The organism is Brevibacillus sp. HB1.1, from assembly GCF_013332445.1.
Taxonomy (GTDB): Bacteria; Bacillota; Bacilli; order Brevibacillales; family Brevibacillaceae; genus Brevibacillus; species Brevibacillus porteri.
Map to the genome: position 1 here is coordinate 849,426 of NZ_JABMIV010000001.1, position 22,282 is coordinate 871,707.

The window sequence follows — 22,282 nt, forward strand, 5'->3', positions numbered from 1 at the left end:
TCGATTAATCGTCCCAGTCTACATCCAGTACAGCACCTGTTGTAGCGGAAATCTCCAAATCTACTTCCTGTCCTTTAGCCGTTTTCACTTCCACTTCATACACATAGTGGTTATCGTCTTCATCCAGCTTGATGGATTTGATGGTGCCGCTCACTTTAGCCAAAGCGATTTTTTTCGCTTGCTCTACACTGATTTTCACTTGTTGTTTGTTCCACTGATCGTCGTTGTCGTCATCATGATCATCGTCGTAATCGTGGTCAACTGTTTGCCACACCTCACCAGTCATCGCATCGACGTATACGTCAAATTCTTGGTGATTGTTTTTGATCTCTGCTTTGTATACGAGAAAACCGTCCTCGTCATCCAATTTCCATTCAGTAATAACGCCAGACTGTGCCTCCCGAACTTTTTTCAGTGCTTTTTCAGGCGTGATGCGCACGAGCTTCGCCCAGTTGTGTTTCACATCATCGTCGATTTGCAGGTAGACGGTAGAAGTGTTCTTTTGCGGTACGCTGTAATATTGATTGCTATGTGCAAAAGCTGTTACGCTGAGGCTCCCTACAATCAGTGCTCCTACCATGGTCATGACTACTTTTTTCATATGATCTCGCTCCTTTTTGCGACTGGTTTTGTTTGATCTCCTTTATCATAAAAAGGACAGATGAAGGAAAAAAAAGAGAGAGATTAGAAATTGATGAGAAAATAGATGAGACCTCTCACAGAATTCATGATTGCCGGTGAGCCACAGCGATTAACAAAAAGAGCGAGTGTTTTCTACTAGCAAAAACGATCCATTTCGGCTGTAAATCGACGCAGATGGAACACCCGCGCTTTTGCGTGCTTTCCGCTTTTATCCGTATAATAAAAGCAATCGAGAGGTCAACAGCCGACTCGATGACATACGAAAGAGAGCGTGAATGGCAGTGTAATACATATCGTTTCTAACTACTTTCAATTTTTCTTACATGAGAAGGAGAAACGATTTTTCCGTGGAATCACCACTTTTGAAAAACATCTTTTTTTGAATCTATTTTATCGTCACCATGCAAACGGTCGTCATGTCCGTTATGACCTTGGAAGTGAAAAACCCAGCACGTATCCAATTGACTACACAAGCAACCCAAGCTAACTCTTATGCCTATACGGAATCAGTCAATCGGAAATGAAAAAAAGCACTCTACTAATCTTGTAGAGTGCTTCTTATATTGTTCAGAGAAAATAAAGTATTAGACTGGCCTGGTTTATTGAGCTATCTATCGTATCCATAAATCGTTTATTGATGACTGATACATCATTTCAGGCCTCTTATTCACGAACCAAAATTATTATTCATTCCGAAGAATCTTTCTGTATTCAACACCGTGAATATGTATAAGTATTTTTCGCTTTTCTAATCCTTCAAAAAAATTCAACATATCACCAAATGGATTTTCAAAATATTGAATTAAGTGTTTAAAATTCTCAGTTGTTTTCAAGAAGTCATAAAAAAAGGAGGGATCCACATTTCCAATATCGTCTGTATTCCCGAGGGAAACCTCCAGTTTTTGTCCAGTATCTAAGTTTTCAAACATGCAATGCTCTCCATGAACATCAAAGTACCAATTACCGGTTAAATGTTCTTCATCGTTTAGTAATTCCGCATTTGAAAGTAAGTAGTAACTTCCTTTTATTATCTCTGATTTTTCAGGCTGGTTCGTTTCCAATATTAATTTGTCAATGAGTTCTTGCGCAATTACTTTATAAGCGTCCATTGCTGCCAATAATTCATCCACCGTTTCTTTAGTTAGCGAGTTCATAAATTACCGCCTTCTATGCTATTTATATTTTTCAGTTAACGTTTTCTTTAAAGCGTTTCTTAACAACTCACCCTGCAAATATGCTTCCTTGCAATTTCGTAGAACGTTCTGTTATTCAGGACGTCCGACGTACAAAAGATATATCCAACTTGATCCGCACCTTTGCCAAAAACTCTGCCAGTCCCAAGGTCTGCAAGCCTGCATTGTGAACTTAGTGTTATGTGGGGTTTCGGGCCTTTTTTCACTTTTCAAACTGGCGTAGTGGTTGTCCGACTATCTCTGAGTATTACTTCAAGAACATGCATTCAGGAAACTTATTGAGCTATCCTGCTCGTGAGCAAAGGCTGCCGATCGTTCGCGGGTGTTACTACTATCGAAGGTGGTAAGCCTTATGTGTACTTTAAAGAAAAAGAGTTTTGATAAAATTTTGCACCCTCATCAGCATGTTCTCCTGCTTCATTTTTACCGCCAACCCCATTCCAAACGCCCACGAATATTTTATACAACAATGATTCAAGACTATTACTACGCTATCCTGCCGTTGAATAACTGGCGCCAGTCTAACACTTTATTTTTACGGAATATATGTTTACGATAAACCATTCATTGAAAAAGGAGTAAAAGGGAAAGATTCACTTGCAAAAGCACTGGAGCAAAAGGCGCTTGTATGGAATGATTCTCAAAATGAGCAGTAGTAAATTTCTATTTTCCGAGATTGTTCTTAATGGCTTCCAATCCAGCGATTTCTCCCAGGAAGAACGTATCGCCCGCGAGTGTATCCATCGTGTAAACATGGTTGTTTTTCACTGCTTTGAGGTTTTTCCAGACAGGATGCTCCTTCCAGATATGAATCAACCCTTCCGGCTCCTCTGCTTTCGCCGAACGACGGTTCTCAGCAATAAAGATATGATCAGGAGCGAGCTCACTCAACGCCTCAATTCCAATACGCCCCCCAATCTTGCCATCCTCGGGCAATCCTGCTATCGGTGTTAGTCCCACTTCCTCATAGTAAATCGGAAAGTTTTTGGGATGCATCACTGTAAAATCCTTACCATTGGAAACGAGGAATAGCGCCGTTTCTCCTTTATGCTTGTCTGCTGCTGCTTTTGCTTCGTTTTTCAGCTGATCAAAATCGGCCAAAACTTGCTTCGCCTTTTCTTCTTTGCCAATCACTTCAGCTATTTTCATGAGCCGGGTGGGTGCATCCACTGAGAAATCAATGACGATGGAATCAGCCATTTTGTTGAATTCCTCATATCTGGAGCCTTTTCCGGTGCTTGTCATGACAATAACCTCTGGGTCCATCTCCAACAAGGTCTCCAAATTCGTTTTTCCACCCAAATCCTTCACCGTTTTCCCTTCTGCATACTTCGCAAAAATGGGTGATTTACTTTTCGTCGACTCAAAGCCTTCCGATACAATCGGAGCAAAATCTAGCACGAGGAAGTAATCTGTTCCCATGATATCGACAGAAGCGACACGCTCCGGCTTTTTCTCCAGTGTGACTTCCCCCATCGCATGCTTGATGGTTCTCGGATATACAGGCTCCCCTGTCCCTTTTGTATCGGGCTGTGCTGCTCCCGCCTTAGCCGTTTGTACTTTATTATTAGCGTTTGTGTCTGTAGTCACCTGTCCTGCTCCACACCCCGCCATGACGGCTGTTGCTATGATTACGGACAGAATGCCTGATAATTTCTTTTTCATATCGATTGAACTCCTTTTTTCATCTCCTGATTTCAAACGTGTTTTACCCTTTTGTCCGGATCAACAAATACAGAAAATAAGGCCCCCCAATGAGGGAAATGACAATACCCGCTGGTACTTCTGTAGCTGGCATGATGCTTCGCCCTATCGTATCCCCGGCCAATACGAGCAATGAACCGACGAGCGCCGTAATGGGCAGCATGTATTGATGCTGGGGTCCGACCAATCTGCGCGCGATATGCGGACCAAGCAAGCCGATAAACCCTATGCCTCCGCCTGTCGCTACACTCGACGCAGCCAGACCAACCGCTCCCGCCATCAAGGCCAGTCGCTCGCGTTGAAGAGATACGCCCAGACTTGCTGCAATTTGTTCGTTCATACTGAGCAGGTTCAGCACCTTTGCCTTCCGATACACGTACGGCAGCAGGATCACCATCCACGGCATAAGTGCCAGCACGAACTTCCAATTGGAACCCCACAATGATCCCATTTGCCAAGTGACGACAAACTCGAGGTTTCGCGGATTCAACTGAAGTGTCAAAATTATGCTGATGGCACTAAGTCCCGCCCCTACTGCAATCCCTGTAAGCAAGAGACGGGTAGGAGATATGCCGCACCCCTTCTTGTATGCAAGCATATAGATGATGGCTGCTGTGACAGTGGCACCGATGAGTGCGAGAAACGGCATCAAAAAAGGCGGAGCCATGTTCGTCGCAGGATAAAGAGAGACGAACAACAAGACGGCCAGTCCAGCACCTGAACTGATTCCAAGAATGCCGGGGTCAGACAGACCATTGCGAGAGATTCCTTGCAAAATCGCTCCCGATACAGCCAGCCCAGCCCCAATCATGACCGCAATCACCATGCGAGGAAGCCTCAGCTCAAACAACACGAGATTCTGCTTTTTCGACCCCTCCCCCAGCAACGTCTGCAACACCTCAATCGGCCCAATACTGTACGGTCCCGTGTTCAAACTCAAGACAAACCCGACAATCAAAAGTACCGCGAAAAGAAGGATCAGTCGGACACTACGGCTTTTTCTTTTTTGGGAAAATAGATCAATGTCCACTACCACTCCCTCCTTTCCTTACGTGCCAGGTACAGGAAAAAAGGGACTCCGATGACAGCGATAATGGCGCCAAGCGGTGTTTCGTAGGGCATCGCTATCATTTTGGCTCCGATATCTGCAAAAACAACCAAAACGCCTCCCATGACTGCCGAACAAGGAATAATCCAGCGGTAATCAACCCCGACCAGAAAACGAACGATATGTGGGACGACGAGACCGACAAATCCAACACCGCCAACCGTTGAGACCGAAGCACCTGCCAGCACCATGACGACAACCGCCGACAACCCCTTCACCAGCCTAGTCTTTTGTCCGAGTCCTGCTGCGATCTCTTCTCCCAGACTCAAAATGGTAATGGAGCGAGAGAAGATCATGGCCACAATGATTCCTCCCACAATCCATGGCATCATGACGGATACTTGAAACCACTCCGCTGTAGAGATCCCCCCTGCTGACCAGAATGCCAGATCGTAGTTGATCTGAAAGAGGAGGGAAATCGCCTGACTAATCCCTGATATGATTGAGCTGACGACTGCCCCTGCCAACGCGAGCCGCAAGGGGGTCAAACCGTTTTTGGAAAAATAGGCCAGTCCATAAACAAGCCCTACCCCCAAACCCGCTCCGATAAAAGAAAAGAGAATAATAGACTCAAAAGGGAGTCCTGGCGCAAAAGCAAAAACGAGTACGAGCACGAATCCAGCCCCTGCATTAATGCCCATCAAGCCCGTATCGGCAATCGGATTTCTCGTGACCCCTTGCATAATGGCTCCCGCTACGGCAAAAGCTGCTCCTACCAGCGCTCCTGCCAAGGCACGCGGCATTCGCAGTGTTTGAATAATGACGTGATGCTCGTTGCTAGAATCATAGTGAAAAATCGAGTTCCAAACGGTGGAAAACGAGATGTTTGCCACTCCCGTGATAATGGATGAACCTAGTCCGAATACGATGGCGCAAATCCCCGCAACAATCAACACGGTCGCCATCCACGGCCTAGTTCGAAGCGAAGCATTTTTAGCGATCGGCTGTGACAGTGACATTTCCCTTCTTATCCTCCAGAGCAACGTTCGAATGGATCACGGTCAGCTTGTCGCTTGCAGCCGTTCTCGCTCGTGCTTCCGGGATGACCTCCGGAAAGCCAAGCTGAAGCATTCCTACGAGTTTTTCCTCCGCACGTACCCCTACCGCTTGCAAAAATCCTGCTTGATACGTGAACGGTTCCGTTTTCCAAACGACGCCCAGTCCCCGCTCCCACGCCGCCAGTTGAAAGTTTTGAATCAAGGTGCAGGCTGCCGCATAGTCCTCTTCCCGTTCTCTTTGCCGAGAGTCTTCATTTACGATAACGAATAGATAAGCCGGGACGCGTAAGAGTAATTCCGGATCTCTTTTTTTCATGGCGTTTTGAAGAATGGCATCGACGACAATCCGCTTGCCTTCCTCCCTATACAGAACGAATCGCCAAGGCTCGCGCAGTCCGTGGTTAGGTGCCCAGATAGCTACATCCAGCAACTCACGAATCAGTTCCAGTGGAATCGGGTCTGGCTTGAATTTCTTTATGGTTCTGCGGTCACGGATCGCTTGTGCAATCGGATACAATGGTGACTTCATCTCGTTCCCTCCAACAATAGTGATACTCATTCTCAATCATTATCACAAACTTGTGGCCGCAAGAAAATTGAAGAACCTGATTCCTTTTTTGTACATTCCTGTGACTCTGCAAGATGCGTGAGCGCCTCTGATATGGCTTGCTCATGGCCGAGTGCCGAATAATGCAGCCAAGGATATACCCCAGCTCGATGTACATTCCCTTTCAAACGATGCTTGCGTACATCTGTTCGAATTTTCCTTTCATCAAAAAGCAGAATATGATCAGCCTGAAAATCATGAAGCTCATCTAGGCTCACGATATCCAGAAAGGCAAAATGATCGGTTCCCACAGGGGGTCTTACCTGGAGGTCTCCGTACAAAATATCGGAAATTTTCCGCCTTCTCGCACCAAAAATACGGGCTCCACCATCCCAAGCCCTCACTGCCATAACGGTTTCATTCCCAATTTTTTTGCGAATACGCTCGCGGGCTGCAACTGCTTTTTGATCATAGTAATAGAGCCAACTCGTCGCCACTTCTGCAATTCCCAGCATGGCAGCTACCTGCTGCAAATGATCCCGCCAGGTCGTTGTTTTGAAAGGAATGAGCAAGGTCGGTGCAATGGCTTCCAATTGTTCAAACCAAGGTGCAACCTGATCCGTACCCACAATCAAATCCGGCTCCATCTGGTGTAGACGGTACAAGTCAAATTCCAGCGTGGCTGCTTCCATCTGGGAGTACGGCCTCTTTTGCCGATGCTTTTCCCAAACAGGGATTAGTTGTTGGATCGAGACCCCCAATGCGAGCAGATCACCAATGATTGCTGGATGGAGTACGGCGATTTTCTTTTGTAACGATTTCTTAAAGCGATAAGGAGGAACGCCAACTATCTTTTTAAACATCCGACTGAAATAGTACACATCCCGATAGCCCACTTCATTAGCTACCTCAGGAATCATCACGTCCTCCGCCACCAGAAGCTGACAGGCCTTCTCCATTCGTTTCCGATTGATGAATTGCAAGGGAGTGAGCGAGGTGTACTCCTTAAACTGCTGATAGAAAAGGGTTGGCGTCATTCCTGAGTAGCGAGCCATCTCCTCGATCTGAAAAGTCTCCTCACAATGTTGCTCCATAAGTTCAGCGATCCCTTGAAGAAGTTGCTGACGATCTGTTTTTTTCTCTTGCAGCGTGACTCCAGCCATAATAGCTTGCCATAGCTTCAAAAAAAGAATTTGCATGGCTGGCTGATCGAAGTGATCTTTTCGCCATGCCAGATGCAATTGTTCGATATGATGGTGAATCAAGGAGATTGTTTCGATATGGTGCTTTCCCTGGATCGGAAGCATCACTTCGTTTATGAGCCAGCCATCCCTTTCTTTTCTGGCATGAGCAGCAAAAAGCGCCACGTAACAAACATAGATGTTCTCTGTAATGGGCAAAAGGGCGAGCCCTTCCTGCATATCCTCTGGAGATATGACCATGAAATCTCCCTGGTTAAGCATCCCTCCTGTCTGATCCAACCGAAACGACGCCCTGCCCTCTATTACCAAAATGATGAATTGTTCGCTTCTATCTCTCGCTTCTACAAGCTTCCATTCTTTTGAAATGGACAAAACTTGCACATCGTTTACAGTGATAACATTCGGATCACGATAGGTGTCTGTTTTTCCCATAACTAACTCCTCTTACATCATGATGTAACAATCTATTGATAATAATTCTCACCAATTGTACGAGAGACCTGACAAAACTGCAATTGCACTTGAGTGAGAAAAAGCAAAAAAACGCCTAACGATCATCAAGATGACCACTCGACGTTTTACTTTCCTTGTAGACAAATATTTCAAAATAATCTTATATGTTAACAAAGCATCTCATATTTTCTACCTATGTTTCTACTAAATCACAGACAGAAAGAGGTACAGGTATGCTGAGCAATCAAAAAGTAATTGTAACGGGAGCAGCTTCTGGGATCGGGAAAGCCGTAGTAATGCAATGCCTACAAGAAGGGGCCGCTGTCATCGCGTGTGACCTCAATCAGGAAGCCATGCTCGCACTGGAAGAAGAGATGGATCGAGAAGAAAGACTACATACGTATTGTGTGGATGTTAGCAAATATGAGGAGGTCGCGGCTTTTTTTGCGCATATCGAGGCAGAGCATGCGGATTGTACCAGTCTCGTCAATAACGCAGGCATTTACCTAGCGAAAAACGTACTGGACTACGACTTCGAAACGATTGAAAAAGTGCTTGCGATTAATATAAAAGGATACATTTATTTCTCACAGATGTTCGGGAAGTTGCTTTTTCCTGCCAAAAAACGTGGAACGATCGTCAACCTGTCCTCTGTATCCGGACTAGAGGGCAGCTCGGATGCGGTCTATGGAACCTCGAAGGCGGCGATTCTCGGCTTGACGAAAAGCTGCGCGATGAACTTCGCTCCCTACATCCGGGTCAATGCGGTTGCACCCACCATGGTTGCTACACCGATGATGGACACCATTCCAGAGTGGCGTCGGGCAGAATATCTCGCTCATGGCCTCATCGACAGCCCTGTATTGCCTGCGGACGTGGCGGATACCGTTGTTTTCCTGTTATCGGAGAAGTCCAAGCATTACACCGGAGCGACTTTTGACATCAACAACGGAGGATATCTGCGGTAATAGCAAAGGGGCGTTTATTCAGACAGATGGAGACTGAATGAACGCCCTTTTTATCATTTCCGTTTAATGCCCTACCATCCAAGGGCGTTTACCTCCACGGCTGTGGGTATGTCCCCGATGTGCCTGACTACCGTGGCTGTGGCTACACCCTGCTCCTTCATGGGAATGCGATTGTTTCCGTACAATTTTCGGTTCCACACCACGCTCGATCCGTTGGCGCAGCGCTTGCGGTGTCATGATCAATCCTGGTGCAGCATACAAACGCTTGGACGGTTGCTGGCAATCGGGGCAAGCAACGCTCTCTGTCAACTCGCTCATCTTCAACCACTGAACAAATGGACCACATTCCTCGCACATGTAATCGTATCTCGGCATCGTATTTGGCTCCTTCTTCGTGGTCTTTTTCTTGGCTACTTCGGCAAAATATCTCGATCAAAAATACTTGTCGGGATAGACAAGGTGCAGCACGCGTTCGGAATATCGACGATCCCCGCAATTCTTCCCTCCACCGGTGCCGTTCCCAGCAGCATGTACGCCTGCTCCCCCGTGAAACCCATCGCTGTTTTCAAATACTCGATGGCATTCAGGCAGGCATTGCGATAAGCGACATGCGCATCCATGTACAGCTGCTGCCCTGTCGTCTCATGGACGGAAATCCCTTCGAAAACGAGGTATTCCGTATAGCGAGGCTCTACTGGACCGGGCTTGAATACAGGGTTGTTCACGATGTTATACTTCGCCATCCCGCCCTTGATTACGTCCACATGAAGATCCAGCCAACCAGCCATTTCAATTCCGCCGCAGAAGGTCACTTCTCCGTCTCCTTGCGAAAAATGTAAATCGCCCATGGACAGCTTCGCTCCATTTACATAAACCGGGAAGTAGATACGAGTGCCTTTGGACAAGTTTTTAATATCGCAGTTTCCGCCATGCTCGCGAGGGGGAACTGTTCGAGCCGCTTCTCTGGCAATCCGATCAAACTCTGCGCCTTTGAGACTACCCAACACAGCACTGTGCGGGGTCGGCAAATTCGCGAGTGGCGGCATTCGTTCAGGATTTGTCGCTACGAGGTCGCTCTCTCTTCGGTTCCAGCGATCCAATAGCTGGTGGGAAGGTGCCGTACCGATCAAGCCTGGATGAAGAATGCCAGCAAATTTGACTCCTGGCAAATGGCGAGAGGTCGTGTAAATGCCGTGGAAGTCCCAGATCGACTTGGCCGCTTGCGAGTAATGATCGACGAGGAAGCTCCCGCCGTTTTCTTTGGCAAAAATCCCATTAAAGCCCCATTCCGATTGGGGGAGTGCCCCGATATCGAGAATATCGACAACCAAGAGGTCGCCTGGTTCTACTCCATTCACCCAGACAGGTCCACTGAGCACATGGACGCGATTGAGATTGACATCCCGAATGTCGGAAGGGTCATCGTTGTTAGCGACCTGCCCATCCGTCCAGTCCTTACATTCCATGCGGAAAACAGCTCCTGGGTTCACGGAAACTGTAGCTGGAATATCTGGGTGCCATCTGTTGTGACCAGGTGTATCCTGCTCCTCCATCGGTTTGTTCAAGTCAACTCGAAATAAAACTTCTGGCATGCTGCTTCCCCCTCACTTGTTCAAAATTGCGTATGCCGTACATACACAAAAAGAAGCAAATGACATGCCAATGCTTGCAAGTCCCGATAAAAATTTGATGATACCGATTCTTTTGGCTATTTTCTCCTGTATACTTATTACAAAGAGCTTGTCGCAAAACAGGTCATGCAGTTGATCTGTCTTTGACCGGAAAAGTCCCTCATCTCTTGTATCGCTTTCGTCATTGTGTGTCGTTTGTTTCCCTGCTTCCTTGTCGGACACCTGTCCCACGATCGAACAAACAAACTATAACCAAGAAAGGATGCGAGAACGATTTTTGAAGCCGGCATGCTGCTCTCTTCTTTCAATTCTTCCACCGTAATCGAGCGTTCCCATCATCGCGCGATCTCTCATGCTCTCTTTCATTCTCTCTATCAGCAATTACAGGCCTCTGCGAATCTTTCATCCTACGAATTTTCTCTGATTAGGGATGCGCTTATCCATTTGCTACAAAATGGCTCTTTGCCACTTTTCCCGCTATCCCTTGCCACTACGCGACGTTCTTCCGCTCTTCAGACTGATCCTATGATTCCAGCTCTCAGGCATGCCTCTCATTCTGTTCCCAATTGGAAGAGTCTGCTTTTCGCATGGGCCGAAAACAGCCATGAATGCCTAATCGCACTCAGTAACGAGCGCGTCGTACTTTTTGCTAACAAGCGGGCACAAGAACGATTTTCATTATTTGAAGGCCTTGTTCTCGAGGTGGATTGGGAACAAGAACGCTTAACCAATTGGTCCTTAGAGGAACTCGATCTGGGGGAAAAGACGTGGTATCGTCTCTTTCTTATTCGCCCATGCACGTCAGCCTTGTCAAAGACTGCTAGCAGTTACTCGTTTTCAGAGATTCATACAAATAGTCCCCTCTATCAAGCCCAACTACATACAGCGCGTATCGCTGCACAATCTCTATCCAATACGTTATTGCTCGGAGAAACAGGCTGTGGCAAAGAGGTCCTGGCACGTGCCATCCACTCCTCCAGTTCGCGAAAAGACGGCCCTTTTCTTGCAGTCAATATCGCAGCACTTCCGCGTGAACTGATCGCAAGTGAGCTATTTGGATATACAGAAGGAGCTTTTACTGGGGCAAAAAAAGGAGGGCAATCGGGGAAATTTGAAGCAGCAAATGGAGGAACGCTCTTTCTCGATGAAATCGGGGAAATGAGCATGGAGCTTCAAGTGCTATTGCTTCGCGTCCTCGAAGAACGCAAAGTGACGAGATTGGGCTCTCACGAAGAAAAGCCATTGGACATTCGGATTATCGCTGCCACCAATCGTTCCATTGAAGAAGAGGTACGGAATGGACAGTTTCGTGCAGACCTTTACTACAGGCTCAATGTCCTGCAAATACGCATCCCTTCCCTGCGCGAACGCAAGGAAGACATTGCAACCTTGGCTGACGAGTTCCTCCAGCAGCTCCATACCCAATACGCTGGCGGTCCGACAAGTATCTGTGAATCTGCCCTGGCGATCTTGCAGCAGCATTCATGGCCCGGAAATATTCGTGAGCTGCGCAATATCGTGGAGAGAGCCTTTTTACATGCGTACGGTGATTCGTGGGTCACCTCTCACCATCTTCCGAGCGAATGGCAGCAGCAGTATGGATTGCAAGAAGCATCCGGTGAACCTTTGCCATTATTGCGCGAATTAGAGCGACAGACGATCCAGCAAGCCATCACACAAGCTCCGTCCATCAGCGCCGCTGCCAAAAAGCTAGGAATTGCGCGAAGCACCCTGTATCGGAAAATGGAAGAGTTAGGAATCGGATAAGAAAATCGGGGGATGAGCGTAAGCAGCTTGTCCCCCGAAACATTTTACCGATGCCCTATTCGTCAGCGAGTGCTCGCCTTATCGTCATTCTTGCTTCCTCTGCCACTTCTTCGTCATGGTTATCAATGGCTTGCATCCAGAGCAGCATCGGAATGTACACCGCCATCATCCTGGCCAATATGTTTGTCTCTTCATCCACTTCTCCATACGCATGAAAAAATGGCTGACGGGCTTGTGGCGGTAAAAAGCTGTAGGCCACATTTAAATCCGCTCCCGGGTGACCCACATTGAGATCTCCCCAGTCAATGATGCCTGATATATGCCCAGCTTCATCTACCAGCATATTTTTCACATGCAAGTCTCCATGCAGGAGCACTTCACGCGGACTTATTCGGTCTATCACGACTTGCCCTAAATAATTCGCGATCGCATCCCGATCCTCTGCAGAAATATGTACAGCTAAGGTAGACAAGAACGTCTGCATCTTTTCTTTTCTCTGTGCAATGTCCAGGAGGTTCCTGTGATCATGTTCGATCCCATTCTCACGGGCACGCTGGGACGGAAACGCGTGCAAACGTTTTAAAAACGTCGCAAGTGCCACTGCTGATGAAGCACGCTGCTCGTCGGTCAAGCCTTTTGGAAACGTTCCCGGTACATACGTGTACCCCAAAAAAGGGTATGGATAGTCGTCGTTTGGTTCCCCATAAAAAACTGGCTTCGGATATGGTATCGTCAGGAATGCCGCAAGCATTGGCAGCAGCACCCCTTCCTTTTTGATCAGTTCAACAGCGACATTCCGCCTGGGAAAACGGAAAACATATTCGTCCCCCACTCGAAAGACCACGTTATCCCAACCACAGCCGATAAGATTGATGGGCATAGAAGATAGCTGCGGAAACTGACTGTAGATGAGTGCGCGTGCCAATGGTTCAGATACTTCCCAGTCAGCATCCCATGGATTCGAGTTGGTCATTGCTTTCGTTCCCTCCCATTTGTCATTTCATCTGCCGTGATGATGCTTTGCAGCTACGATTGTGTAGAACGGATCTGATAGACACATTTCTTTCCGCCGATTGCCACGCATTCCGTCCGTTCTACGCTCGTCTGGAGTAACGCTCGGTAACAATTAAGCTCTCTTGCACAGATCATCTGATATCGATCTGCTACTTTAAAATATGGACAATTGTACTGCGTGATCACAAATTCCTCATCACTTACCTGCTCCCATCTCGCCATAAATCCGTTGTCATCTTGGATGCGTGCCATCTCTGCCACCTTTTCAGATAGCTCTTTTCCTTCCATTTGTCCCTCGTATTTCTGGATAATCTTCTCTTGCTGCCTTGCGAAAAATTGATCCACCCGGTCTTCCCCGTCTGCCAGCACGATATGCTCCATCAAATCCACGGCTAATTGCCCGTAATCATTCGGAAATTGTTCGTTACCTTGCTGTGTCAACGAATAGTAGTGCATCGGTCTGCCTGCTTTTTGACGACCTACTCTGCACACAACAAAACCGTCTTTTTCCAAGTAGATCATTTGCCTGCTGACAGCTACCTTTGTGAGCTCCAGCCTGTTTTGCAAATCCTTTGTGCTGAGCTCCCCTTCCCTTTTCAGCAACAATAAAATGTATTCACGTGTTGATAGATGTCTATATCTCTCCATTTTCTCTTCGCCCCTTTATTGGAAAAGAACGATACGCTCACAGTATATGTCCTTTGTATAACTAATTCAACAAACATGTTTATAAAGTGACATTCATTGCTCATCGTGAGATCTACGCAATCACAATTTATTAAACATTTTAGTTGAATATATATAAAATAGTGCATATACTGTAGTTGCAGTGCAAGGTGTTTTTTTCCAAGAAGGATAGGTGAAACGTATGAAACCTGTATTTTCGCTTCTCCGTGAACGACAGGTCGAAGTGACTTATCAAGAGCCTTTGGCGGCACATACTACCTGGAAAATTGGCGGACCTGCGGATTTACTGATTACACCGAGCAGTAAATCCCAACTGATCATGGTCCTGCAAATACTGAATGAACATCATGTCCCATGGATGGTGATGGGAAAGGGCTCCAACCTTTTAGTCACAGACAAGGGGTATCGTGGCGCAGTCATAAAATTAAACAAGGCTTTGGACTATGCCCGAATCGTGGACAATCAGATTTACGCAGGGGCTGCCTACTCCTTGATCAAGCTTGCAGCATTGGCAAACAAGCACAGGCTCAGTGGATTGGAGTTCGCTGGCGGAATACCCGGATCTGTCGGCGGCGCTGTGTACATGAATGCAGGCGCGAACGGATCGGATATATCGGACATCTTCCATTCAGCTGAAGTGATCACACAAACGGGAACCATTCGCTCCTTGCATGCTGTAGATTTGGATTTTTCTTATCGCCACTCTTCCTTGCAAGATACTGATGTCATGATCACGGAAGCTATTTTTGAGCTGACCCCGCGCGACAGCGAAAGCATCAAGCTCCAGTGGAACCACTATAAAGAAAAACGTTTAAAAACACAGCCTCTGCCTTTTGACTGTGCAGGCAGTGTATTCAGAAATCCCCCAGGCCATTTTGCTGCAAAGCTCATTGAAGATGCTGGCCTAAAGGGCATGCGGTACGGAGGCGCGGAAGTATCGAGCAAGCATGCCAATTTTATTATGAATACCGGCAATGCCACCGCACTTGATGTATGGACACTCATGAGACAGATTCAGGATAAAGTTCACAGCCAATCAGGTATTCACCTTGTTCCTGAAGTTGTGATCGTAGGTGAACAGTAAGCATAAAAAAGGAGGTCTCACGATGATTCAAATTAGCGAAACTGCTGTAACTCGCCTTCAAAATATGCTCGAACAAGAAAGCTCTACTCTCTTCATTCGTTTTGGCGTAAAGGACGGAGGGTGCTCTGGGATGACCTATGGACTCGGTTTTGATGATACTTATCAAGAAGGCGACACCACAATCGATATTGATGGCGTGAAGCTGGTCGTCAATCCGGAAAGCTATCCGTATGTCGATGGCGTCGAAATCGATTACAAAGAAACAGGGATGATGGGTGGATTTACGATCCAAAACCCGAATGCAGTCGCAACCTGCGGCTGTGGCAGCAGCTTCCGTACAGCCCTACATCGAGGGAAAAGAGAAAAGTGTGAGTAATCCGCCAGACGAAAATGACTTGTCACCGATTCTAAACAAATGCTATTCTATTGAAAAAATTCCCCCTATAACTTATGTAAGGTGACAATATGCTTTCATTTTCAAGACTAAGTAAATGTAAACCCCCAATTCCGTAATCTCTCCTCCTACGCTGTTTGAGATTTTCGGAATATAGGGGGAATGTACAAGTGAATAGAAAAATCTCAACACCATCTTTGTTACTGTTGATCATCCTGGTTGGTTTTCCGCAAATTAGTGAAACGATCTATACACCTTCGTTACCTGATATCGCCAATAGTCTCCATGCCAGTAACAATACGATCCAACTGACACTCAGTATTTACTTCCTCGGTTTTGCCTTTGGTGTATTTTGCTGGGGAAGACTCTCTGACTCTATCGGTAGACGCCCTGCCATGCTCTGGGGACTATTTGTTTATGGTTTGGGGAGCTTTGGTTGCTATCTCTCCGATTCGGCTGATTGGTTGTTATGGAGCCGCTTCATTCAAGCCTTCGGTGCGAGTGCAGGATCGGTGGTAACCCAAACCATCTTACGAGAGAGTACTGACACGACCAAGCGCCATGCTGTTTTTGCTCAGATTTCAGCTGCTCTCGCTTTTACGCCTGCAATTGGCCCCTTAATCGGTGGTTGGGTGGATCAATCGTTTGGATATCAGGCGGTTTTCTTCACACTGATTGCGATGAGCGTAGCGATCTTTGCTTATGCGTTTGTCTCGTTACCTGAGACCAAAACGTCTACAGCTTTAAGCATAAATACGCTTGCTGTAGCCAAACGACTTGTTTCGGACAAAAGGATATGGGCTTTTGGTTTCTTAATTGGGGCGACAAATGGCATGTTGTTCAGTTACTATGCCGAAGCTCCCTTTATTTTCATTGCGTTTTTCGGCATGACACCTGGTGTGTTTGGGTTTTTGGGTATTTTCGTAGCGTTGGCTTCTGTGATCGGAGCCATGCTCTCGAAAAAAATGCTAGCCAAATACCCGGCTGAGAATATTATCCAAATCGGCTCACTGGTAACGACGTTAGGGGCAGTATGCCTCACAAGTTTCACTTTGTATGGAGTGAGTCCGTCCGTTGTCTCGATGGCGATCATGGTAGCCTCTATCTTTACTCTTCTGCTAGGGATTGGGATCATGATTCCAAACTGCCTGAGTTTAGCTCTTGTCCACTACAGCGATGTACTCGGAACTGCTGGCGCTATTTTTGGTTTGGGTTACTACATCGTCGTCAGTCTTATCACCAGCGGCATGAGTTATTTTCATAATGGCTCGCTCGTCACCATGCCAATCTACTTCTTGCTATTGGCGATCATCATGGTGCTTGTTAGTAAACAAATGACGGTTAGCCCTACAGCCAACTAGCCTATTCATCCTGTCAACATCAAAAAGCCGATTCTCTTAGAGAAAATCGGCTTTTTGCCCGTACTCGTCACCCCTCCCGTTTCGTCTCGATCGATAATCCTTCGACATGCTTGCGACTCATCATTTTGCGCTTCTTCCGGTTCTCTTTTGTCTCGAACACGATGTCCATGTCATAATCGGCCGGATACAGTTCTTTGCCCTCAATATGCAAGACGAGGCGCTTTTTGTTGATTTTATATTTCTGATTTTGAATCATGACGCCAACGATGCCTTTGGAGTCCTCCGCAGCAAATACGATGCCAGTTCTCCCCAGATAGGAAATGAATACACAATCACCAACAGCAAATGGTTTGTCACGCTCAGGTTTGACTGGAGTATCTGCTGCTTTTTCGGAAATCTCCTGTGAAAGCTGCTCTCGTCTTTCCTCTTCCACCTCTACTTCCACTTCTTCTGGCTTTTCTATTATTCGTGTCTCCACATAATGGAGAGCCTCATACTCTTCCTGCTCTCTGTCTTGGTATTGTTCCAGCCTTTCTGTAGTGGTAGTCGTAGTCGTGAATCCATTCCGAGTAATTTCCCGAGAACGCTGAATCATCTCAGACGGGATACCCAGCTTCAGTGCGATCAGAAATGCGTAGCTCTGGCCTGCTTCTCCGATTCGCAAGCGATACAGTGGCTGCAAGGTCTCCTCGTCAAATTCCATTCGTGCATTTTGGAACCCGGCAGTTGCGGAGGCAAAATTTTTGATTTCGTTAAAATGTGTATTCACAATCACCGTCGCACCTCTTCGGTGCAGCTCCTCCAAAATCGCAATCGACAAGGCGACACCTTCTCCTGGATCTGTACCGGTAGCCATCTCATCAATCAGAACGAGGGTAGAAGCGTCCGTAATCTGTAAGATTTCCAGCACATTATGAATATGCGCGGAAAACGTACTTAACGCTTGCTCAATGCTTTGCCCATCCCCAATATCTACCGCGATGTTGCGGAAAATGGCGAAGCGACTGCCTTCCTGTACTGGTACGAGCAAACCCGACTGCACCATCATGGTTAAAAGCCCGATGGTTTTTAACGTCAATGTTTTCCCGCCTGTATTGGGACCTGTAATAATAAGCGATTTGTATTCTCGACCAATCCTCATATGCAGCGGCACCATTTTCGGACCGAGTAGCGGATGCCGTGCTTCCTTGACATCGATGATCCCTTTTTCATTTAGTTCGACATTCGCGCCTCCGATTGCCAATGCGTACTTCGCTTTTGCGAAAAGAAAGTCATACATGCCAACAGTCTCGACATTCACGGTGAGTTCATACGTATATTCTTCTGCGAATGCGGACAATTGCATCAGTACTTTTGTTACTTCGCGTTCTTCCTCTGCCTTGAGTGCTGTGAGCTCGAACTGTACGGTGCTGATCTCCGTCGGTTCCATATAGACGGTTTGACCGCTCGCCGATTCATCTAAAACACTGCCAGCCACTTGCTTGCGATGTTCTTTTTTGATGGGAATGACATAACGTCCATTGCGTGTACTAATGACATTTTCTTGCATGATCGAACGATATTTGTTCATGATGGAATCCAGTTGTCTTTTCAAGCGCTCTTCAAATACGACGATACGTTTACGCACTTTCAACAAGTCTTTGCTGGCGGAATCGACAACTTGCCCATGTCGGATGCATTGTTCGATTTCATTTTTCAATTTGGTGGCGTCGTACATCGATGCTGCATAAGAACTTACGCGTGGCGCCAATTGTGCTTTTGTCGCCATGTATTTTGTTAGTTGTGAGCAACTCGTTAGGAACAGGTACAGATTGGTAAAATCATTTACGCCAAATACATATCCTGTCCCCAGAAGGGAAAGGATCTTCTCCATCCCCTCCAGCGCAGGAATCGGTACACTTGCTCCATTTTGCAGGATGTTCTTTGCTTCTGCTGTTTCGTCCAACCTACTTCGCACTACTTTGACAGAGTCCATCGGCATCATTTGTTCTACATGCTTTTTCCCTGCGTACGATAAAGCGTAATCCATTACCTTTTCTTTGATTTTGTCGTATTCGAGACGCTGCAATGCTTTTTCATTCATGACTGATTTCTCCTTTTTTATGAAAAATAAAAAAGGGCGAAGAATGAACAAATGTCATTCTCCGCCCTTTTTTTGGGATACCTAAACAAAACGCAACCAAATAAAAAACCGCGCTGAACACAGCACGGATTTTGGGCGCAATGATAGGGTTTTCACCTAAGGCATTGTATGATATCCGTTGTTCTTAACTAATTCCAAGGCCGATGATCATCCAGCACAAAGAAACTTTGCTAAAAGGCAAAATTTCAAATGATGAATCAAGACCTTTTGTATGGAATTGCTTTAGTTAAGAACGACCGCCGACATCAACATCTCTCCCTAGATATGGTTCTTTTTACTATAGCGCATGTGATCTCCTGCCGTCAATCCGCTTCGAATTTGTACACTCTCACGCCATAGCCAGCAAAAATATCATCAAGCTGTTTCCTTACCACATCCCAGTCTCCCCCTGCTAATCCGCAGCCGATCCCGTATGGAATGGCGAGGGTCAGATTTTCTTTTTTCGCTAGGGAGAGAACTTCTTCCAACCCTTTTTGCAGCATGTCATATTTCGTATAGACTCCTTTTTTCCCATAACCGAGCTGTGCGAAAAGGTTGGCAATGTACTTTCCTTCCCCAACCTGACAAAGCAATACTTGTCCAAGAAGGTCCTCACGTGCATGCGCATACTGCTCGCAATGCCGCTTGTATTCCGTATAAACGCTTGGGTATTTGGCTCTTATTTGCTTGGCAAGCCCTGCTCCCATCACACCCATGCAGTTCACCTGCTGCACGATAATAGTTTCCGTGGCTTCCAAAATGTTGCCTGACACGACTTGTACCCATTCATTCATGACACTCACTCCTTTTCCTTACACTACATGCACGACTTTCTTTTTACGTCTTAGGAAACGCAGGCAAACAAAATAAAGCAAAGATGCAACTACGCCCAAGACGTAAAACTTGAGAAGCAGCATAAAGGTATGCGTAACGATGAAGAAAAGCATGATGGTTGCGATAATTCCAGCCACAATGTACAGCATTGCTTCCAGTATGAAAAGGAGACTTCCCTTGTTCCATGGTAATCGCTTCATGACCCAATCAATGATGAGAGATTGCGGAATCCCTAACAAAAACACGGTCGGGAACGTAAACATCCCGACAAGAAGAACCGAAGATCGATCCTGAAAATACAGTAGTGCAATCCCAAATGTAAATAAAAAACTGGCCAGTATACCCGCAATAAACCTTTCAGCCATGCTGGACAATCACTCCTTGCTCCCTACACCTGCTCACGGATAAACAGGTCTGGATAGTTCAGAACCAACCCATTTGTATCGACCGTGATGTTCTCCACGAATGTTCCTGCCCGGTATTGGTAGACAGAAGAATCCCCTTTACTTTCTAGCAGTGTATATTGCTGCTCAACTTGTCTATATGTCAGCTCATGAGCTGAGAAATAGGCTACTTGTATAGACTGTGGTTCCCGTGGAGAATACGACAAACGGCGTATCGGCAGTGTATTCGTGAAAGGCGTACAAGAAATATCGATATCGATACAGCTAAAGAGCTCAGGAATGGGCTCACCTACCTCGTTCGTCCAATTTCCCTTTCCATCCGATGAGAGATGCAAAGCGCCTTCTTCGCCCATGCTTGCTAGTGAAACCTCTCGCGTGACCCAATTTGAATCAAGAACAATTTCGTACTGGATTCTTGTTAGGGTGGCGTCATCCAGCCTCCCAATCACTATGCTATTGACGTGGATTCTGTTCGAGCCCTCCCGTATTCTCAAGTGCTCATATCCGACACCTGTCGTTGGTTTCCAGATAACATTCGTTGGTAACATTCAAGCTCCTCCGATCATTTGTTCCCCTTTTCTCCATCCTATCATTTCTTGGATGAAATTGGTAGAGTCCTGTATGATCAACTTACACAACGCATACCTGAGTAATCCATGGAATAGGATCATAGTACCGGAAAAGAATGGAAAGGAGACAATCTATGAATAATCCCTCCTTCTCCTTAACACAACCTGACATGCTATCCATTATTCGCAATGGTCTCCCACAAACCCACTCCCCCCTCACTATCATCATCGTCGGGGCTGGAATGGCTGGTCTTGTTTCTGCCTCGTTGCTTAAAGCAGCGGGACACAACGTAACAATTTTGGAAGCAGCGGACCGGATAGGCGGCCGAGTTTTTACATTGCGCTCTCCTTTTACCCATGGTCATTATCTAGAAGCTGGAGCCATGCGTATTCCTCTCACGCACGAACTTACTCTGGCATACGTGACGAAATTCGCTCTTCCGCTTCATCCGTTTATCAACAGCTCTCCGAACGACATCATCTCCGTAAATGGTATCAAAACAAGGCGTTGGATCTATCAGCGCGATCCGGACATCCTCCGTTTCCCTGTATCTCCACATGAAAAAGGCCGTACGTTCGACGAATTGGCCAGGCAAGCCATTAAGCCTATCATCGACTTCATCAACCTCGATCCAGCGAAGAATTGGCCCATCGTCGTCCAAAAGTACGATGGCTTTTCCATGGATCAGTTCTTGCGCTTCAATCCTGTTGCCCCTTCCTTATCCGCCCCCGCTATCGATATGATCAAGGTCATGACTGGCTTCGAAGGATTCCCTGAGCTCGCCTTTCCCGAAATTTTACGAGACTTCATCCTGTTCGATCCCTCTACACGCTTTTTCGAAATAACAGGAGGATTTGACCAGCTACCACAGGCATTTCTCCCCCAATTACAGGAGAATATCTACTTCCAGCATAAAATGACGCGAATCGTCGAGACGGGGAATCAAATTACGATTTCAGGCGTGCGTACCGACACAGGCGAACGGTTTCAGATGACCAGTGATATCGCGATTATTACCATCCCTTTTACCGTATTGCAGTTTGTTCGGGTTGAACCGTACGATCTGTTTTCCTATCAAAAATGGAAAGCTATTCGTCAACTCCACTATGTTTCCTCATCCAAAATAGGCATCCAGTTTTCGCAGCGATTCTGGGAAGCACAGGGAATAAGGAGCGGACAAACCGTAACAGATTCGCCTATTCGCCTCTCCTACTTTCCCAACCACGGTTTTGATCAGCCTGGTGGTGTCGTATTAGTCAGTTATACATGGGAGGATGACGACCTTCCGTGGCTAAGCATGTCGAAAGAAAAACAAGTTATGCAAGCGGTAAAGCATCTGGCTGACATTCATGGGGAGCAGGTGTACACTACCTTCGTTACGGGGGTCACACATAATTGGGCGTTGCAGCCTTATGCTGCTGGTGCCTTTGCCTTGTTCAAACCGTTGCAGGAGACGGAATTAACTCCCTACATTGGTGCGCCTGAAGGAAGAATTTATTTTGCGGGGGAGCACACCTCGAATGAACATCACGGCTGGATTCAAGGGGCGATTGAGTCTGCTTTGCGCGTGGCTGTAGAAGTGGGGAATAAATGAGCGGG

21 protein-coding genes are annotated in these 22,282 nt (G+C 46.6%); 6 read left to right on the forward strand and 15 right to left on the reverse strand.

The features are described 5' to 3' along the window. Positions 1-4: 4 nt before the first annotated feature. From HPY27_RS04205 to HPY27_RS04235, 7 genes are all read right to left on the reverse strand, one after another. Entirely contained in the window at positions 5-601 is a 597-nt protein-coding gene (locus tag HPY27_RS04205) for a PepSY domain-containing protein (protein WP_173622241.1), read from the reverse strand. Positions 602-1,325: 724 nt separating this feature from the next. After that, a complete protein-coding gene (locus HPY27_RS04210; RefSeq protein ID WP_017250245.1) occupies positions 1,326-1,796 on the reverse strand; it encodes a DUF6896 domain-containing protein in 471 nt (156 codons plus the stop codon). 702 nt (positions 1,797-2,498) lie between these two features. Further along, positions 2,499-3,500 (reverse strand): ABC transporter substrate-binding protein, encoded by a 1,002-nt coding sequence (locus HPY27_RS04215; RefSeq protein WP_174224399.1) that lies wholly within the window; start codon positions 3,498-3,500, stop codon positions 2,499-2,501. Between the two features lie 43 nt (positions 3,501-3,543). Continuing rightward, entirely contained in the window at positions 3,544-4,569 is a 1,026-nt protein-coding gene (locus HPY27_RS04220) for a FecCD family ABC transporter permease (RefSeq protein ID WP_017250247.1), read from the reverse strand. Beyond that, positions 4,569-5,606 carry a FecCD family ABC transporter permease gene (locus tag HPY27_RS04225; RefSeq protein ID WP_174224400.1) on the reverse strand — a complete coding sequence of 346 codons (1,038 nt, stop codon included), beginning with the start codon at positions 5,604-5,606 and terminating at the stop codon, positions 4,569-4,571. The genes HPY27_RS04220 and HPY27_RS04225 overlap by 1 nt, the downstream gene beginning before the upstream one ends. Next, positions 5,581-6,174, reverse strand: a complete 594-nt coding sequence (locus HPY27_RS04230; RefSeq protein ID WP_173622244.1) for a nitroreductase family protein — start codon at positions 6,172-6,174, stop codon at positions 5,581-5,583. The genes HPY27_RS04225 and HPY27_RS04230 overlap by 26 nt, the downstream gene beginning before the upstream one ends. 32 nt (positions 6,175-6,206) lie before the next feature. Then, on the reverse strand, positions 6,207-7,826 hold the full coding sequence (locus tag HPY27_RS04235; protein WP_174224401.1) for an AraC family transcriptional regulator: 1,620 nt from the start codon (positions 7,824-7,826) through the stop codon (positions 6,207-6,209). A gap of 254 nt (positions 7,827-8,080) precedes the next feature. Between HPY27_RS04235 and HPY27_RS04240 the strand changes: the two genes are divergently transcribed. Continuing rightward, entirely contained in the window at positions 8,081-8,815 is a 735-nt protein-coding gene (locus HPY27_RS04240) for an SDR family NAD(P)-dependent oxidoreductase (RefSeq protein ID WP_017250251.1), read from the forward strand. 63 nt (positions 8,816-8,878) lie between these two features. Here the strand turns inward: HPY27_RS04240 and HPY27_RS04245 are convergent, their stop codons facing one another. Together HPY27_RS04245 and fmdA are read right to left on the reverse strand one after the other, a co-directional pair. Beyond that, entirely contained in the window at positions 8,879-9,190 is a 312-nt protein-coding gene (locus HPY27_RS04245; protein WP_017250252.1) for an FmdB family zinc ribbon protein, read from the reverse strand. A 35-nt stretch (positions 9,191-9,225) separates the two neighbouring features. Continuing rightward, positions 9,226-10,407 carry a formamidase gene (gene fmdA / locus HPY27_RS04250; RefSeq protein WP_017250253.1) on the reverse strand — a complete coding sequence of 394 codons (1,182 nt, stop codon included), beginning with the start codon at positions 10,405-10,407 and terminating at the stop codon, positions 9,226-9,228. A gap of 327 nt (positions 10,408-10,734) precedes the next feature. On the opposite strand from fmdA, the gene HPY27_RS04255 reads away from it, so the two are divergent. Next, positions 10,735-12,213 carry a sigma-54 interaction domain-containing protein gene (locus HPY27_RS04255; protein ID WP_254612806.1) on the forward strand — a complete coding sequence of 493 codons (1,479 nt, stop codon included), beginning with the start codon at positions 10,735-10,737 and terminating at the stop codon, positions 12,211-12,213. Between the two features lie 55 nt (positions 12,214-12,268). On the opposite strand, the gene HPY27_RS04260 is transcribed toward HPY27_RS04255, so the two are convergent. Both HPY27_RS04260 and HPY27_RS04265 read right to left on the reverse strand, forming a co-directional pair. Then, positions 12,269-13,186, reverse strand: a complete 918-nt coding sequence (locus tag HPY27_RS04260; protein ID WP_174224402.1) for a phosphotransferase — start codon at positions 13,184-13,186, stop codon at positions 12,269-12,271. Between the two features lie 53 nt (positions 13,187-13,239). Further along, positions 13,240-13,875: a helix-turn-helix transcriptional regulator gene (locus HPY27_RS04265; protein WP_017250256.1), complete on the reverse strand. Its 636-nt coding sequence runs from the start codon at positions 13,873-13,875 to the stop codon at positions 13,240-13,242. A 220-nt stretch (positions 13,876-14,095) separates the two neighbouring features. Here HPY27_RS04265 and murB point away from each other — a divergent pair, with 220 nt between their 5' ends. From murB to HPY27_RS04280, 3 genes are all read left to right on the forward strand, one after another. Further along, positions 14,096-14,998, forward strand: a complete 903-nt coding sequence (murB, locus tag HPY27_RS04270; RefSeq protein WP_173622247.1) for a UDP-N-acetylmuramate dehydrogenase — start codon at positions 14,096-14,098, stop codon at positions 14,996-14,998. A 22-nt stretch (positions 14,999-15,020) separates the two neighbouring features. After that, positions 15,021-15,374: a HesB/IscA family protein gene (locus HPY27_RS04275; protein WP_173622248.1), complete on the forward strand. Its 354-nt coding sequence runs from the start codon at positions 15,021-15,023 to the stop codon at positions 15,372-15,374. A gap of 188 nt (positions 15,375-15,562) precedes the next feature. Next, complete coding sequence (locus HPY27_RS04280) at positions 15,563-16,753, forward strand: multidrug effflux MFS transporter (RefSeq protein WP_174224403.1); 1,191 nt, start codon at positions 15,563-15,565, stop codon at positions 16,751-16,753. Between the two features lie 67 nt (positions 16,754-16,820). On the opposite strand, the gene HPY27_RS04285 is transcribed toward HPY27_RS04280, so the two are convergent. From HPY27_RS04285 to HPY27_RS04300, 4 genes are all read right to left on the reverse strand, one after another. Further along, a complete protein-coding gene (locus HPY27_RS04285) occupies positions 16,821-18,836 on the reverse strand; it encodes an endonuclease MutS2 (protein ID WP_174224404.1) in 2,016 nt (671 codons plus the stop codon). A gap of 362 nt (positions 18,837-19,198) precedes the next feature. Next, positions 19,199-19,669, reverse strand: a complete 471-nt coding sequence (locus tag HPY27_RS04290) for a macro domain-containing protein (RefSeq protein ID WP_173622251.1) — start codon at positions 19,667-19,669, stop codon at positions 19,199-19,201. Between the two features lie 18 nt (positions 19,670-19,687). Continuing rightward, positions 19,688-20,074 carry a hypothetical protein gene (locus HPY27_RS04295; protein ID WP_173622252.1) on the reverse strand — a complete coding sequence of 129 codons (387 nt, stop codon included), beginning with the start codon at positions 20,072-20,074 and terminating at the stop codon, positions 19,688-19,690. Positions 20,075-20,097: 23 nt separating this feature from the next. Beyond that, a complete protein-coding gene (locus HPY27_RS04300; protein ID WP_173622253.1) occupies positions 20,098-20,661 on the reverse strand; it encodes a putative glycolipid-binding domain-containing protein in 564 nt (187 codons plus the stop codon). Between the two features lie 155 nt (positions 20,662-20,816). On the opposite strand from HPY27_RS04300, the gene HPY27_RS04305 reads away from it, so the two are divergent. Beyond that, positions 20,817-22,277 carry a flavin monoamine oxidase family protein gene (locus tag HPY27_RS04305; protein WP_173622254.1) on the forward strand — a complete coding sequence of 487 codons (1,461 nt, stop codon included), beginning with the start codon at positions 20,817-20,819 and terminating at the stop codon, positions 22,275-22,277. Positions 22,278-22,282: the final 5 nt, after the last annotated feature.